The following is a 16,162-nucleotide window of genomic DNA, read 5'->3' on the forward strand; positions in this document are numbered from 1 at the left end:
TGTCATCGCGGCGCGTCATGCTGCGTTATGTATATGCAGCGTTATATAAAAGTGCCATGCAGCAAGATGCATCGAATAAGGAGACTCACGTGCAACACAATTCCGAATTTTTCGCCTTGGTTCAATCCATACAGCCCAAGATCACTGAGATCAGCATAGAGGCCTATCAGGCCGATGACAGCTGGACCCTGATCGACGTGCGCGAAGATCATGAATGGCTGGCAGGGCACCTTCCCCGGGCCGAGCATCTGGGCAAGGGCATTATAGAGCGGGATATCGAGACCCGCTTTCCCGACAAGAGCCGGCCGCTGTTGCTCTATTGTGGCGGCGGTCATCGTTCGGCCCTGGCGGCCTATCAGCTGCAGCTGATGGGCTATTCGCATGTCGCTTCCCTCAGCGGCGGTTTCAGCGCCTGGACGACGCGCAGGTTACCCGTAATCCAGGACCAGGCAAAGCCGTAACAGGACCTTCAACTATGCAGTATTTCCCCCTGTTCGTCGACACGACAGAGCTCAAGGTATTGGTGATCGGTGGCGGCGAGGTCGCGAGTCGTAAACTCGATCTATTGACGCGCACCCGCGCCGAGATCCGGGTGATTTCCCCCGAAGTCAGCGAGGATATCCTGGCGTATGAGGCCAGTGGCCGTATCGGCCTGTGGCGTCGTGGGGCAACTGAGGCAGATATCCAAGATTGGGATCTGATTTATCTGGCCACGGCCGATGACAGGCTCAACGCCGAGCTGGCTGCGCTGGCCAAGACGCGCGGGATCTGGGTCAATGTGGTGGATAACCCGCAGCATTGCCGTTTCATCACCCCATCGATCGTCGATCGCGGCCGCTTGGTGGTGGCCATCAGCACGGCGGGTGCCGCCCCGGTATTTGCCCGCGACATTCGCGCCCGGCTGGAAACCTGGCTGCCTCAGTCTTTGGCGCCCCTGTTCGATTTCGTCGCCGAGCGCCGCGATGAGGTACAGGCGAGGCTGAGTACGACCAAGCTGCGCCGCTTGTTCTGGGAGACGTTTTTTAAACTCAATGGCGACAGGTTCGATGCAGCCACCGCCGAGCATTACCAGGATGCCTTTCTCGACTTAACGCCCGGCGGTGAGATCCTGCTGCTCGATGCCAACACCCGGGTCGACTTACTGCCCCTGGCGGCGATGCCACTGTTGCAGCGGTTGGATTGGGTGCTCAGCCCCGGGTCCTTCCCCCTTGAACTTGCCGAGCTGCTGCGCCGTGATGCCGGTCGCCGCGAGCTGCCCGGTCTGAGCGAGATCACCCGTCTGTACGAGCAAGGCGGCCGCTTGCTGATCTATGCCGACAGCGACAAGATAGCCCAGTTCAAGGCCCATTTCCCCATGGCGAAACACCTGCGTGGCGGCAGCCTGTAACCTGTCTGGCGCCGAGTGCTAAATTTGTGACTGGACCGGGTCTGAGGTAGACTCGGCTCCCTCTTAGGTTTGGGAATGTTTGGGCGGGATTTTTTATGGCACTCAAAGCCACAGTTTTTAAAGTCAATCTGCAAATTGCCGACATGGACAGGGGCTACTATCAGGATCATCAGCTCACCCTGGCACAACACCCTTCGGAAACCGACGGGCGCATGATGATCCGGTTGCTGGCCTTCATCATCAATGCCAGCGAGTCGCTGAGTTTCAGCAAGGGCTTGTGTGTCGATGACGAGCCCGAACTCTGGGATAAAGATCTGTCCGGGGTGATAGATCTTTGGGTGGAGTTTGGTCAGTCCGATGAGAAATGGTTGCGCAAGGCCTGTGGCCGGGCCAAACGGGTGCAGCTGTTTGCCTACGGTGGCCGCAGTGTGCCCATCTGGTGGAAACAGCATGAAGCCGTGTTCGAGCGCTACCAAAACCTCAAGGTGTGGAACATTGACGAAGCCTCGGTCGAGGCGATGCAGGTATTTGTGGCGCGCACCATGGCCTTACAGGTTTCGATAAGTGAAGGGCAGATCTGGCTGTCGGATGCCAGCAACAGCGTGATGGTGGAGCCGCAGGTGCTCAAAGCCGCAGAGTTTGACTGACGCCAGCGGGCAAGAATCGCGTGAATAAGAAAAGGGCTGCACACTGTGCAACCCTTTGGTTTTTGTCGTCTAGCGGGTCATAAGACCCGGCAGGACTCGGGGATTACTGAAAGCTCAGTTCCCATGAATCTATGTAACCTGTGTCCTGGCTGGCACTGTCCACCGCCTTGAGCGCCCAGGTGCCATTCGACTCAACCCCAGTCATATCGGCTGTGAAGGTCTTGTTGATGTTGTCGGCACTGCCGCCGCTGTTGCTTTGCAGTGTGACGGCTTGGCCTGTAGGGCTAACCAGGCTCACTTTCAGATCACCTATGTAGGTGTGAACTATGTTGACAGTGACAGACACAGTACCTGAGTCACCGCTGCGGGTAACGCTGATAGGGCTGGTGATGCCGGTGCTGTTGTTGTCTGGGATGTTGTAGTTGTCTGTGTTGCTGTAAGTGGCCGGACCGCCGGTGCTGCTGCCACCCGTGCTTGCGCTATAGCTGGCAAGCAGGTTGACATCGCTGAAGGCGGAGAAACCTTTGAGCATCACATAGTAGGTGCCGCCCTGAACGTTGGCATCTGCGATTGGGCATGACTCAGTGTTGCCACCCTTGTATGGACGGCAATCGTAGTCGGCCGTGGTTGGCGCAGTACCGAAGCGCACATACATGTCGGCATCACCCGAGCCACCGGACATGGCGAAGTTCAGGTTGGTGGCACCCTCGGGAACGTCGAAGGTGAAGTTGAGTTCTTCAGCCTTGGCGCCGGCGAGACCTGACTTGGTGACGCCGTTTTCCAGTACGTTGCCTACTACAGGACCCGTAGGACCATCACAAGAGGCATCCAGGTATTCCTTCGCCGCTACCGCATTGATCAGGCCGTAACCCGTTTGATCGTCGCGACCCGCTACGCCCAAATCTTCAGCCGTCATCTTCAGCGCAGTGCGCACTTGTGCCGCGCTACATTCTGGGTGATAGCTCCAGACCAGTGTCGCTACACCCGAAGCGTGTGGTGTCGCCATCGAAGTACCATTGTAGTACTCATAGTCTTCGCCACCCGTGTTCGCCACAGTCGCGGTTTGACCGACTTTGGCACGCAGTGCCAGGCCAGTTGTACGGTCGACAGACATGGAAGGGATGGTTATCTCGCTGTTGGCATCGACCAGGAAGGGGTTTTGCAAACCAGGCAGGGCCGAGTTACTGAAGACGATGGCCGCGCTGGCACCGGCATCTTTACAGGCCTTGACCGAGTTGATTTCCGGGTAGCTTGAACCTTGGTTGCCGACACGCTCGACCAGACAGATCTTGTTGCTCATGTCGCCACAGTTGAAGTTGCCGCCGCTGACGTTGCATTCTGCCAGGGTGGCAGTGACGCTGGCGTTGACGGGCGCAGGTGCATAGTTGGTGCCCGAGGGTACCAGGCGATTATGCGGCACTACGCCGTCGTTGAAGTAAGACTGACCCCCGACATTGATGTCGGCCAGGCGACCCTCACCGCGAGTCACGGTCGAGAGTATGGCTTCACCCGGGGCTGAGATTTCAACTTGGTTGGTGTACTGGGAGAAGGCCGAGTGATCTTTGTGGTTGTCGACCGAGGCGACCGACATGACGGCATCGTAGGATGCAGGGTAGCTGTGAGTGCTGTTGCCCGCGTTACCTGCGGCGGCGATCAGCAATACGCCGTTGTTGTAGTGCGCCGCCAGGGCGTTGCGTTCCGTGGTGCTGGAACCGCTGCCACCCAGACTCATGGTGACTACGTTTGCGCCGTTGCTGACGCAGGTGTCTACCGCACCGACCAGATCAGAGGAGTAACCCCAACCCGCTTCGTTGAACACCTTGATCACATGGATGTTGGCATTCTGGTTGGGCATCACCCCGACCACACCGTCACCGTTGGCGATGGCGGCTATGGTGCCGGCGACATGGGTGCCGTGGGCATTGTTATTGCCGGGCTCATACCAGTTACCCGTGCCCGAGTTATTGGTGCCTGTGACATTGTTACCACTGAGTTCGCTATGGCTGCGATCATAGCCAGAGTCTATGATACATATGGTTCTGTTGCCTGCCTGGGCGTCACTCAACATGGTCGCGCCGACGAAGGTCTGGCCCCATGGGGTGGTTTCGCTCAACAGCTGACGTGGCATGTCTTCTTCGACATATTCCACATCGCTCTGGGCGCGTAACGCCTCTATGCTGGCGGCATCGAGCTTGGCGGTATAGCTGTTGCTGCGACCCAGGCGTTTCATTTCCTTGGCCTTAACCTTGTTCAGGGTTCTATGCTGGGCAGTAATTTCATCGGACTGAGGCTGATAGGCCATGGAGTTGATGTTTGCCGCTGCACTGGCGACCGAGGCCGCATGGGCATTCTTGAACTTGACTATGTAGCGCTTCGGCAGCGGTGAATGTTGTGCTAATTGATTTTGTGCCTGGTGCAGGCCTTGAGGGGCTGCGGTGACAGCGGCCGAAATGGCCAGCGCCAGAGTGGACAGACTGAGCGCTATGCTGGTTGATTTTCTCATTGTCATACTTGCCTTCCATGTTACAGATCAGAATAAATCATTATTATTTGAAGTTTTGCCGAGTCACCATGCCGTCCGGCAAGGTGACTCAGGGGAGTGAACTTAGCGCTAGCCGTTACTTATGTAAACCATTTGTTAGCAGGATGCTGTTTGGTATTGATTGCTAAAGATTTTATTGATTTAGAATAAATATTCGAATTTATACCTGGCTTCGCAATGTTTCAGTTGTTGCTGTGAATAGTTATTCATTTCGCTATGGTTGCGGCAGCGGACGCCGCTGTGACTATACCATGGTGGCTTGGTGGCGATTTCGAAGCTAGTTGTTTGATAATATTACAAATTAAAATCTCTTATTCCTATTTTGAATTTCTTATGCTTCTTGGTTATTTGTTGTTGTTTTTATTCAGATTTATTCAGGATTTGTTCAGCTTTATCCACATGAACTGGGGATAGACAGGAGTGAGACGCCATGGGATTTTGGGGATGAGCCACAGCCAAAGCCCTGGGTTTGGTGATGGCGGTTTCGGCTGCGGATGTTAGCCAGTTGTAACTGAGGTTGCGCGCAATAAAAAAGCGCCGACGGCGCTTCTTATTCAGGATGTAGCATATTCTTGGGATGCCGGGCGCTATGCCCGGCGGGCAAGATCAAGGCTTCTCGGATGCGGCGGCATGCTGCGACAGGCCTTCGAAGCCGCCACCATTATAGGTCTGGGTATAGCCTGCGGCTATGAGTGCCTCCTGGGCCTTGCCACTGCGTCTGCCGCTGCGGCAATAGAGGACTACCGGCGTATCCTTGGGGATGTTGCGAGCGGCAAACTCTTCGGCAACCTGCTGGAAGGGGATGTTAACCGCTTGCGGCAGATGCCCCTGGGAAAACTCCTCCGCGGTGCGCACATCCAGTACCATGGCGCCGGCATGGATTTTCTCCCAGGCGAGCTGGGGATCTTTCTCTGCTGCCAGGAGTGTCGGCGAGGCCGTCAGCAGCAAGCCCAGCAACAGCAGCTTGAACGCGGCCAGGGTATGATTAACAGCGAGTTTGAGATGAGACATGGGATATTCCTTCATAGGGATGTAGATGACATTCTTGCCAGTTCTGCTTCTGACTTTATCCCGAATTTACGCATTAGCATAGCCGCAGGACAAAAGCCGCTGAAGGCACTCTGGAACAGGTTGGCGCCGACGAAGGCGGTAAACCAGATGAAGTTAGGGTGCACCCAGACTGTCAGTGCCAGTGATACCAATACCATAAAGCCGGCGAAGGCCATGACGCAACGTTCTAATGACATGTGAAAACTCCTTACTGCCTGACATCCAGGCTAACTTGGGTTAATGGGCAGGCCGGCCACATCGGCTCGGCTCCGCGGTGGATTTATGGTGCATCAGGCTGAAATAGAGCACAGGGATCACTATCAGGGTCAGCAGGGTCGAGATCAGTATGCCGAAGATGAGACTGATGGCCAGGCCGTTGAAGATGGGATCGTCCAGAATGAACAGGGAGCCTATCATGGCGGCCAGGGCGGTGAGCATTATGGGTTTGGCCCGCACGGCACCCGAGTGGATCACAGCTTGCTCCAGGCTCACCCCGGCGGCCAGTTGCCTGTTGATGAAATCGACCAGCAATATGGAGTTACGCACTATGATGCCGGCCAGGGCTATCATGCCTATCATGGAGGTGGCGGTGAACTGCGCCCCCAGCAACGCATGCCCTGGGAGTACGCCTATGATGGTCAGGGGAATGGGGGCCATGATGATCAAAGGCACCAGATAGGAGCGGAATTGCCCCACCAGCAGGAAATAGATGGCCAGCATGCCGACGCCATAGGCTATCCCCATGTCGCGGAAGGTTTCATAGGTGATCTTCCACTCTCCATCCCAATGCACTGCGATGGCATCGAGCCCTTTGGGGACATGGATGTAATATTGCTCGAATCCGGGGCCGGTTGCCGAGTCCAGCTCCGCCGCAACGGCAAACATGCCATAGAGGGGACTGTCCGTCGACCCGGCCATGTCGGCCACGACCATCACCATGGGCTGTTGATCCCTGTGAATGATGGGGGCATCTATCTTGCCCTTATGGACGGACACCAGATCGGCAACGGCTATCTGTTGCCCCTGATTGCCCGGCAAGGTCAGCGCCAGCACTTGTTGCAGCTCGACCTTGGCACCTTCCTGCAATGTCAGGCGGATGGGAACCGGTTGTTTCTGTTGCGGCAGATGCAGGTAGCCGACATCGGCGCCGCCAACCGAGGTGCTGATGAGTTCGACCAGACTGGCATAGGAGACCCCCAGCAGGCTGGCCTTGCTCCTGTCTATGCTGATGCGCCATTGCTGCTGTTCGGCGGGCAGGAAGATGTCTATGTCGACCAGATCCTGGGTCCGGCGGAATAGGGCCTCCAGTTGATGGGCCGCCTGTTCCCGGCCGGCGGCGCTGGGGCCATAGACCTCGGCCAGGATCGGCGACCAGACCGGAGGGCCGGGCGGCACTTCGACCACCTTGACGTTGGCGCCATAGGGTTCGGCCAGGCGCTGCAATCCGGCGCGCACCGCCAGCGCTATCTCATGGCTGTCTCTGTCCCTGTGATGCCTATCGACCAGGTTGACCTGGATATCGCCCAGTTCGAAACTGTTGCGCAGGAAGTAATGCCGCACCAGACCGTTGAAGTTCATCGGCGCATGGGTCCCGGCATAGAGTTGCAGTTGCTCTACCTCATCGACAGTCATCAGATACCGGCCCAGTTGCTGCAACAGCCGCTGGGTTTGCTCGACCGGGGTGCCCTCCGGCATATCCACCATGACCTGGAATTCGGATTTATTGTCGAAGGGCAGCATCTTGAGCACCACGAGTTTCCCCAGCGGCAAGGCCAGTGAGACGGCGATCAATGCCAGGACGCCCAGGGCCAGCAGGACTCTGCTGCGCCGGGCAGCGGCGCCCAGGAGGAAGGGGCCGAGCAAGCGCCGGAATAGCCGCGCCATGAAAGACGCGTCTCCTGGGGTGTGTGCCGCCATGGCATGGGGACGCAGCCATTTACGGCTCAGCCAGGGGCTGATCACGAAGGCAACGGCCAGAGAAATCAGCATCCCCATGCTGGCGTTGATGGGGATGGGGCTCATGTAGGGACCCATGAGGCCGGACACGAAGGCCATGGGCAGCAGGGCGGCGATCACCGTCAGGGTCGCGAGTATGGTGGGGCCGCCTACCTCATCGACGGCGGCTGGTATGAGCTCGGTCAGGGATTTCTTGCCCATGGTCTGATGCCTGTGAATGTTCTCCACCACCACTATGGCGTCGTCGACCAGAATGCCTATGGAGAAGATGAGGGCGAACAGGGATACCCGGTTGAGGGTAAAGCCCCAGACCCAGGAGGCGAAGAGGGTGGCGGCCAGGGTGATGATGATGGCAATGCCGACCACCAGTGCCTCACGGGCCCCCATGGTCAGCAACACCAGCAGCACCACGGCGGCTGTGGCAAATATCAGCTTCAAGATCAGAGTGTTGGACTTGTCTGCCGCGGTAATACCATAGTTGCGTGATACAGTGATCTGCACATTGGCGGGAATGAGCCGGTTGCCAACCTCAGCCACCCGTGCCAACACCTGCTTGGCGACGTCGACGGCGTTCTTGCCCTGTTGCTTGGCGATGGCGATGGTCACGGCAGGGTAACTGCCCTGGCGGTTTTGATGCCAAACCCCTTGGCTGGGGATATCACTCTTGAGGCTGATGTCGGCGATATCACTCAAATACACGGGGGCTGCGCGATTATCCGGGCCGGGGTAGAGACCGACAACCAGGTTGTTCACATCGTCCAGCGTTTGCAGGAATTGCCCCGCCTGCACCTTGATTTCCTGGTTGTTCTGCACCAGCGACACGGGCATGCCGACGCTATTATTGTCTGCCAGACGCTGTCTCAGCTGGGCGTAGCTGAGTCCATAGGCCGTCAGCTTCACCGGATCCAGGCGCAGGTTCAGCACCAGTTCATGGGCTCCCAGGGTGGCGATTTCCTTGGTGCCGGGAATGCGTTTCAACTCTGTTTCCAGGCCCGAGGCCACCCGGGTCAGGTGCTCGGCCGTGACCTTGGGGTCTTGCGACCAGAGGGTCAGGCCGACTATGGGCACATCTTCTATGCCCCTGGGTTTGATCTGCGGCTCGCCGACGCCGGCCGCCAGCGGCAGCCTGTCCATGTTGGAATAGAGCTGGTTATACAGCCGGACTATGGCGTCGTTGCGGCCGACACCCACCTCGAAGACGACGATGAGCAGGACACCACCTGGCTGGGAGAAGGAATATAAGGTGTCTATGCCGTCGATTTCAGAGATCAGCTGCTCCGCCGGGCGGGTGACCAGGTTTTCGACCTCGGTCGGCGCCGCGCCCGTGAAGGGAATGTAGACATCGGCGAAGGTGACATCTATCTGTGGCTCTTCTTCCTTGGGAGTGATCACCAGGGCAAACAGCCCTAACAACAATGCCAGCAATGCCAGCAGCGGCGTGAGGGCACTGGTCTGACAGGCGGCGGCAATCCTGCCGGATATGCCAAGAGAAGCGGATGTTGGCGTCTGATTCATGTATGACCTCTGAATGTGCCTGCCGGCGGTTAGTCTTGTGTCTTGGCAGGGTGTGTGTTGGCCAACACCCGCGAGGCCTGGACGGCGATGACATCACCTGGATTCAGGCCGGCGAGTATTTCCACTTCATCGCCGTTTACCTGGCCCGGGCGCACCTGAACCAGCTCGAAGTCATCCCCCCGTTGCAGGTAAACGCCACTGAGTTCATAGTGACTGAGCAAGGCGCTCCTTGGTATGTTGATGCCCTGGGTTTGGGCTATGACGAAGGCCAGCTTGGCCCAAGCTCCCGGCGTGAGCCCTGGCTCATTCTCAGGCAATGGCATGCGCAGCCGATAACTGTGGCTGAGGGGATCGGCGAAGCTGAATAGCCTGGATTCGCTCGAGGCGTATTGACGGCCATCGGCCAGGGTCAGCCTCACTTCCGCCGCCTGCTTGAGTGCCGTGGCGTAGCGCTGGGGTACCTGGGCCACGGCCCGCATCTTAGCGGGGGAATAGCCTGCCATCAGGGGTTGTCCGGGAGAGACTGTCTCACCCAATTGGACAAATCTCTGGCTGACGATGCCGCCGAAGGGCGCGGAAACTATGGTGTATTTCAATGATTCTGTGGCCTTGACGACTCTGGCCTTGGCCACACTGACGGCCTGGGTGGCGGATTTGGCCTTGGCTGTGGCTTCATCCATGGTGCCGCGGGAGATGGCCCCCTGGGGGAATAGTGCCTTGTAGCGTTGGTATTGGGCCTGCAGTTCCTGATCCTGAGCCAAGGCCGCGGCATAATCAGCTTCGGCGCTGGCCAGCTCGGCGCCTTGCTCCTTGCTGGTGATTTCCAGCAGCGCGGCGCCGGCGGGCACCTTGTCGTCGACATCATAGTTGAGCCTGATGATGCGCCCCGAGGTTTGTGCCGAGACGGTGGCGGCATCGACAGGTTCCAGAATGGCATCCAGCGTCAGCCAGCGTGACCTCGTCTCGGATGTCAGTGTGAGGGTTTCCAGCTGGGCAGCGGCATGAGCCTGGGACCAGAGGGCGGGCAGCAGGCTGATTAACACTGAGAGTGAGGCGGTGGCACGCATAGCACTATCCCTGATTTAAATAAGATAAATCTAATGTACCATGGGTCAGTGGCCGACTCAATCCATTAGTAAAATCTAATTTACTGTGGCGAGACAGGTATCTTGGCCCATGCCGGCCTATTCATAATAGCATCAGTCATTTAAGTAGTAGGTCAGAGTAGAGACAATTCTGATCTGTTTGATTTGCGGGGTACTGCTGTCTCTGTCTGAGATGGAAAACTGCCCCTGACTGGCATGCTTAATCTTGCCCAGGCGTGAGTCTGAATCCTTGGCGAATTTCTCCGCAACCTGGCGGGCATTTTGCGTCGCCTGCTGCACCATGGCGGGTTTGACCTCATTCAAGCCGCTGAAGATAAACTCGGGTTTGCTGTCGTAGTCCTGGCCGGAAACGGCTATGCCTTCCTTGACGAGATTGACCATGTCCTTACGGCTCTTGAGCAGCAGCTCCACCTTGTTGGTGTACAGCGACAGGCTGACCCTGGCGGCATAACGATACTTCACATTGGGATCCACATAGCCCTGAGCCTGCCTGTCTTCTATGGCCGGCAATGTCAGGCTGATCTCCTCTTCACTGAAGCCCTCTTGCTTGAGAAAGGCGACCACTCTGTCGGTCTTTTGCTGCACTGTGTCATAGAGGCTGGCGAGATCGTTATCTACCTGGGTAAAACGTATCGGCCAGATAGCCAGATCTGCCTTGACCTCACGCTCCGCCAGGCCCTTTACCGTAACGGTACGTTCCATGGCCTTCATCTGGAGTAAGGCGTCGGCGGCGCTATGACCCAATAATGCCAGGCCGAGGCAGATCAGGGCGCCGAGGATAAAGGCGGGCAGGGAGTTTTTTTGCATGTCAGGGCTCCATAAATACTTGTGTTTGAAGATGGGTTTCCGGGGATATCAGTTATCCTCGCCGTCCGGGACTTGCCACAGTTCGACCTTGTTGCCATCGGGATCCATGAACCAACCGAAACGGCCGAATTCAGAGTCTTCGCTGGTCCCTACGATTTCGGCGCCGGCGTCGGCAACCTGCTGCAGCGCCTGCGTCAGATCGTCGACTATGAAGTTAAACATGAAGTCTTTGCCCGAGGGGGCGAAATAGTCGCTCGAGTGGGCGAAGGGGCTCCATACGTGGTAACTGTTGCCCGGCAGTCCTGTGTGGGCGAAGGCCGCGCCGCCCCAGTCTTCCACGGGCAATCCAAGGTGAGCCTTATACCAGGCCGCCAGGGCCTGGGGATCGGCACTCTTGAAAAAAAGTCCTCCTAAACCAATTACTTTTGCCATGAGCTATCTCCTGTTCATCGAAGTTTAACTGTAGCAACAAACTGGCCGGAGATAAAAGTGTCAATCTTGCCCATGGCTGAACGCCCAGACAAAAAAGCCGTGCAATGCACGGCTTTTTACTTACATCAGGCTGACTTCAGCTTAGAACTGATAGCTGTACTGCATGGAGTAATACATGGCACTCGATTCCGTGGTGGCATTCACTGGGCCGGCGATGGCGCTGTACTCTATGAGATCCACCTGCTGGCCTTTGACAAAGGCAATACCCAGGTCCAGGGTGCTCTGTTGGCTCAAGCGGTAGCTCATACCGGCCGTGTACCAGTTGCGGTCCGAGTCAGGGATAGACAGTGAGCTGAGTTGGTCCACTACGCCCTGATCGTGCATGTAACCGGCGCGAACCGTCCAGTTATCGTCGATGTTGTAAGTGCCGCCGATACTGAATAACCAGGAATCTTTCCATTGGTATGACTTCAGGGGTTGGGTCACGCCGGTCGCAATCTGAGTGCCGTTGGCTGGGCCACCGGCAAGGGTCGCGGTGGCGTTGTTTGCGGTGATCTGTTCGAAATCACCCCATTTGGTGAATTGCGCCGTGTAGTGCACGGCGAATTTCGCATTCAGCTGGTGAAAACCTGCAACTTGGAAGATGTCGGCCAATGGCACGTCCAGATCTTCGAAGTCCAGCATCACGTTTTGCATCCCCAGGCCAGGAATGTCTTTGGTCGTCATGGCCGTGGTATCGCCTGTGACTGTGACTGTCGGGCTGAAACGGTAGCTGATACCCAAGCGGTTGTTCTGGTCGAGTTCCAGGGTCGCACCCAGTATGCCGCCAAATCCCCATCCGTCTGCGTCCACATCGACCAGGGGCGTGCTGCCCGCGTTACGGGTCAAGCGGCCTTCACCGTATACTGCGTCGATACCCGCACCGACACTGAACATCTCGTTGAAGCGATATGAGATGCTGGTGTTGAAGTTGACCGTGGTCACCTCGGTTTCACCCAGCAAATCGAATGGCGCCGCTGCCTGGTTCTTGGACAGTGAGCTGGTGTCTGTGCCTGTACCGAAGTTGGAGAAGGCCGCGAAACCTAAGGCAATCTTGTCATTCACAGGGTGAATGTAATAGAAGTTAGGGATGACTTTGCCGCTGCCGGCATCGTCTATGCTGCCCAGGTCGACTGCGCCGCCGGCAAAGTTGACGTCTTTCACATCGACCTGAACATCGGCGTAGGTTAAGCCAAGGGAGAGTGAACTCTTATCGAACAGGGCCATGGCGGCCGGGTTGCGTGCCAGCACAGAGGCGTTATCTGCGATCACTGCATCACCGGCGAAGGCGCGGCCTATGCCAGTGGCGGATTGGCTGTTGAGTTGGAAACCGGCCGCCATGGCCTGTGAACTTGCGAGTGCGACAGATACCGCTATGAGTGTCTTGTTGAATGTTTTCATTATTATCTCTCTGTTATAGGTGTCAGATCTTGCCCTAGGGTGAACCCCAAAAAATCCATGGGCAAGACCAACTCGTTAGACCAGTGCATAGTAGGGAGGGGGTCCTCGGCTAACAACTCCGACCAGATGAAATACTTGTTATTTTTTAGTTAATTATCTTTGGCTGACTCTGGGTCGAAAAATAACCATGGATTGAATCTTTCGAGGTGACACTCGCGCCGCTGGCGTTTGCCTGGATCGGCCTATTTGAAACCGGGTTAACGAATTGTAAATCTTGCTGAAACAAACTATTACATCAAAAAATAACAGCGCACCCGGGTGCGCTGTTATTGCCATCGAAAGCCTGTCTGTCGCCTCAGGCAGAGGCTAAGGCCCGGCTTAGAGCTGAGCCTTGAAGCGCGCGAAACCCGAGCGGATCTCGGCGCTCGCCGGTGAGATGCGGCTGAAGACTATGCCGGCCAGCGTCGCCAGCAGGAAACCTGGCAGGATTTCATAGAGGTCGAAAATACCGCCACTCAGTTGTTTCCACACCACGACAGTGATGGCGCCCACCAAAATGGTGGCTATGGCACCGTTGCGGCTATAGGCCGGCCAGAACAGCGAGAGTATGACCACGGGGCCGAAGGCGGCACCGAAGCCGGCCCAGGCATAACTCACCAGGCCCAACACGCTGCTGTCAGGATTGAGGGCGATCACCCCGGCGATCAGGGCTATGGTTAACAGGCCTATTCTGCCGACCAGCATCAGCTCCTTGCTGCTGGCCTTGGGCCTTATCCATTTCAGGTAGAAGTCTTCCGTGATGACGCTGGAGCATACCAACAGCTGGGAGTCTATGGTGCTCATGATGGCCGAGAGGATGGCGGCGATCAGCAGACCGGCTATCCAGGGATTGAAGGCGGCCTGTGCCAGATGGATGAAGACGGTTTCAGGGTTTGCCAGTGGTTCGGTGGCGTAATACAGGCTGCCGGCGATCCCTGTGGCCAGGGCGCCCGCCAGCGAGAGCCACATCCAACTCATGGCGATGCGGCGCGACAGTGGCAGGGCATCCACACTGCCTATGGCCATGAAACGCGACAGGATATGGGGTTGGCCGAAGTAACCCAGGCCCCAGGCCAGCAGGGATAACAGGCCAATAGTCGTGGTCTTGTCACTGAGCAGTGACAGCATGGCAGGCTCCAGGCTGTCGATGCTGGCATGGGTATCCGGATGACCGAAAATGGTCACAGGCACGATCAACAGGGCGATCAGCATCAGACAACCCTGGAAAAAGTCGGTCCAGCAGACGGCGAAGAAGCCGCCGATGAAGGTGTAAGACACTATGATGGCGCTGCCAACCACCAGTGCCAGGCGGTAATCCAGGCCGAAGACTTTCTCGAACAAGATGGCCCCGCCGACCATGCCGGAAGAGGCGTAGAAGGTGAAAAATACCAAAATAGTGACGGCCGATACCAGGCGCAGCAAGCCCTGGGTGTCGGCAAAGCGCTTCTCGAAGAAGTCCGGCAGCGTCATGGCGTTATCCGCCAGTTCTGTGTAGATCCTTAGCCGCTTGGCGATCAGCAGCCAGTTGAGCCAGGCGCCCAGGACCAGGCCTATGCCGATCCAGGCCTCCCCCAAACCGCCCAGGTAGACGGCGCCGGGCAGACCCAGCAGGAGCCAGCCGGACATGTCGGAGGCGCCCACGCTCAAGGCGGTTACCGCCGGTCCCATCTTGCGGCCACCCAGAATATAGTCATCGACCGTATCCGTGGCTCTGTAGGCCCATAAACCTATGCCCATCATGAGCAGCAGATAGCCGACGAAGGTGATGAGGATAGGGGTTTCTATTGTCATAGTGGCACTCGAATATTCTGATGATAGTGTTGAATGCCACGAATGCTAACAGATGCTCGGCCAAGATCCCAATAAGGTCTTAATTCTGCTGAAGGTTTGACCAGTGGTGAGCCTTCGCCCACCACGGCAGGCGGGGCTTAAATAAAGGTTTGTGTGATTTCGGCTTTGACATAGTCGAGATCGGCTTGCCGTTCACCGACCAACAGTATGTAGCTACCGCCGCGTTGGAAGCCCATGCCTTGGTATTCCTTGTCGGCGAAGCTGGCTTCCAGCAGCATGCGATCTTCCTGTGGCACCAGGAAGGCAGTGACCTTGTTTTCGGCCCCTTGCATGACCAGATGCAGGCTTTGGACCCCCTGGAAATCGCAATAGGACAGGTAATACACCTTACCCGGTTGCGCGCTGAACTTAGCGCCGCCCAAGGTCTTGAATGCCGCCAATTCTGCGTTGATCTGTTGGACACCGACATGCTGATCCACGACCAGGGCCACGGCCTCGTGATGCACATGGGCCAAGGCATGCTCGCCCAAGTCCACGGGGGCGATGCGCAGCAGACTGAAGCTGATGCCGACCACGAAGGCGACCGAGGCGACCAGGGCCATCATGAAGCCCGTCTTGCGCTTCTGTTGTTGATGATGCTGCAGTTGTTGGCGCAGCAGCAGCTTGTCTGCCATGCCGTCGGGAATATCCACCTTCAAGGCCAGGTCGAGCTTGCCATCCAGCTGCTTCAGCTCTTTGAGGAAGGCCTCTCTGTCAGGGTTGGCCTGCAGGGCCTGAAGAAATTCAGCATCCTGGCTATTGGGTTCGCCATAGGCCTGACGACGAAATTGCAGTTCATCCATTGGATTGACCTCTGACTGTGGATTTTTCTAACACATCTTTCAATTGGTTGCGGGCACGAAACAGCCGAGTCATTACCGTGTTGCGATTCAGATCCAGTAACTGGGCGATCTCTTCGCCGCTGAATCCCCCTATGAGCTGCAGCAGCAGGGGCTCACGATATTCGATATCCAGCTTGCCTATCTGACGCCTGAGCAGATGTTGCTCGACATTCTCTTCCGTGCTGGAAGAGAGGACATCGACCAACTGCTCTTGTTCTACATCCGAATAGTCGAACTGCTTGCGCTCGAAACGCCGGGCATTTTCCCGGCGCAGGATAGTAATGAGCCAGGCCTTGGCGGCCTTCTCATCCTTTAAGGAGTCCAGCGAGCGCCAGGCCCGCAGGAAGGTTTCCTGGGTGATGTCTTCGGCCACGTGCCTGTCGCCGCAGAGCCAATAGGCATAACGGAAGATGTCGCCATGCATGGCTCTGACAAGGCTGTCGTATCGTCTTTGTTTACTTAGCATGTCAGATATGACCGTGGGATCAGATTTTTTCTTGCGAAAGCTATCGAACATTTTTGAATTTCTTAATTCGCGAATGTTCAATAGCTTAAATCTCTCGGCCCGA

Annotated in this window: 14 protein-coding genes; 3 read left to right on the plus strand and 11 right to left on the minus strand. The window is 56.9% G+C overall.

The features are described 5' to 3' along the window. Positions 1 to 89: 89 nt before the first annotated feature. The 3 genes from LZP73_RS11445 (at position 90) to LZP73_RS11455 (ending at position 2,034) form a co-directional block, all read left to right on the plus strand. Positions 90 to 461 carry a rhodanese-like domain-containing protein gene (locus LZP73_RS11445; RefSeq protein ID WP_234235130.1) on the plus strand — a complete coding sequence of 124 codons (372 nt, stop codon included), beginning with the start codon at positions 90 to 92 and terminating at the stop codon, positions 459 to 461. A gap of 14 nt (positions 462 to 475) precedes the next feature. Further along, positions 476 to 1,387 (plus strand): precorrin-2 dehydrogenase/sirohydrochlorin ferrochelatase family protein, encoded by a 912-nt coding sequence (locus LZP73_RS11450; protein ID WP_234235131.1) that lies wholly within the window; start codon positions 476 to 478, stop codon positions 1,385 to 1,387. Positions 1,388 to 1,482: 95 nt separating this feature from the next. Continuing rightward, on the plus strand, positions 1,483 to 2,034 hold the full coding sequence (locus LZP73_RS11455) for a YaeQ family protein (protein ID WP_234235132.1): 552 nt from the start codon (positions 1,483 to 1,485) through the stop codon (positions 2,032 to 2,034). Positions 2,035 to 2,137: 103 nt separating this feature from the next. Here the strand turns inward: LZP73_RS11455 and LZP73_RS11460 are convergent, their stop codons facing one another. The 11 genes from LZP73_RS11460 to LZP73_RS11510 form a co-directional block, all read right to left on the minus strand. Next, complete coding sequence (locus LZP73_RS11460; RefSeq protein ID WP_234235133.1) at positions 2,138 to 4,543, minus strand: S8 family serine peptidase; 2,406 nt, start codon at positions 4,541 to 4,543, stop codon at positions 2,138 to 2,140. A gap of 639 nt (positions 4,544 to 5,182) precedes the next feature. Then, positions 5,183 to 5,587, minus strand: a complete 405-nt coding sequence (locus LZP73_RS11465; protein WP_234235134.1) for a rhodanese-like domain-containing protein — start codon at positions 5,585 to 5,587, stop codon at positions 5,183 to 5,185. An 11-nt stretch (positions 5,588 to 5,598) separates the two neighbouring features. Then, positions 5,599 to 5,823, minus strand: coding sequence for a YgaP family membrane protein (locus LZP73_RS11470; RefSeq protein WP_234235135.1), 225 nt, complete (start codon positions 5,821 to 5,823; stop codon positions 5,599 to 5,601). A gap of 40 nt (positions 5,824 to 5,863) precedes the next feature. Beyond that, entirely contained in the window at positions 5,864 to 9,097 is a 3,234-nt protein-coding gene (locus tag LZP73_RS11475; protein WP_234235136.1) for an efflux RND transporter permease subunit, read from the minus strand. A 29-nt stretch (positions 9,098 to 9,126) separates the two neighbouring features. Beyond that, positions 9,127 to 10,164, minus strand: a complete 1,038-nt coding sequence (locus LZP73_RS11480; RefSeq protein ID WP_234235137.1) for an efflux RND transporter periplasmic adaptor subunit — start codon at positions 10,162 to 10,164, stop codon at positions 9,127 to 9,129. Between the two features lie 132 nt (positions 10,165 to 10,296). Further along, positions 10,297 to 11,010, minus strand: a complete 714-nt coding sequence (locus LZP73_RS11485) for an SIMPL domain-containing protein (RefSeq protein ID WP_234235138.1) — start codon at positions 11,008 to 11,010, stop codon at positions 10,297 to 10,299. 48 nt (positions 11,011 to 11,058) lie between these two features. Beyond that, positions 11,059 to 11,442: a VOC family protein gene (locus tag LZP73_RS11490; protein ID WP_234235139.1), complete on the minus strand. Its 384-nt coding sequence runs from the start codon at positions 11,440 to 11,442 to the stop codon at positions 11,059 to 11,061. Positions 11,443 to 11,583: 141 nt separating this feature from the next. Then, positions 11,584 to 12,882, minus strand: a complete 1,299-nt coding sequence (locus LZP73_RS11495; RefSeq protein ID WP_234235140.1) for an OmpP1/FadL family transporter — start codon at positions 12,880 to 12,882, stop codon at positions 11,584 to 11,586. A 378-nt stretch (positions 12,883 to 13,260) separates the two neighbouring features. Then, positions 13,261 to 14,712, minus strand: a complete 1,452-nt coding sequence (gene putP / locus LZP73_RS11500; protein ID WP_234235141.1) for a sodium/proline symporter PutP — start codon at positions 14,710 to 14,712, stop codon at positions 13,261 to 13,263. Between the two features lie 137 nt (positions 14,713 to 14,849). Next, positions 14,850 to 15,554: a DUF3379 domain-containing protein gene (locus tag LZP73_RS11505; RefSeq protein ID WP_234235142.1), complete on the minus strand. Its 705-nt coding sequence runs from the start codon at positions 15,552 to 15,554 to the stop codon at positions 14,850 to 14,852. Beyond that, positions 15,547 to 16,110 carry a sigma-70 family RNA polymerase sigma factor gene (locus tag LZP73_RS11510; RefSeq protein ID WP_234235143.1) on the minus strand — a complete coding sequence of 188 codons (564 nt, stop codon included), beginning with the start codon at positions 16,108 to 16,110 and terminating at the stop codon, positions 15,547 to 15,549. The genes LZP73_RS11505 and LZP73_RS11510 overlap by 8 nt, the downstream gene beginning before the upstream one ends. Between the last annotated feature and the right edge of the window lie 52 nt (positions 16,111 to 16,162).

This window comes from Shewanella sp. AS16 (assembly GCF_021412365.1).
In the GTDB taxonomy this organism is placed as follows: Bacteria; Pseudomonadota; Gammaproteobacteria; order Enterobacterales; family Shewanellaceae; genus Shewanella; species Shewanella salipaludis.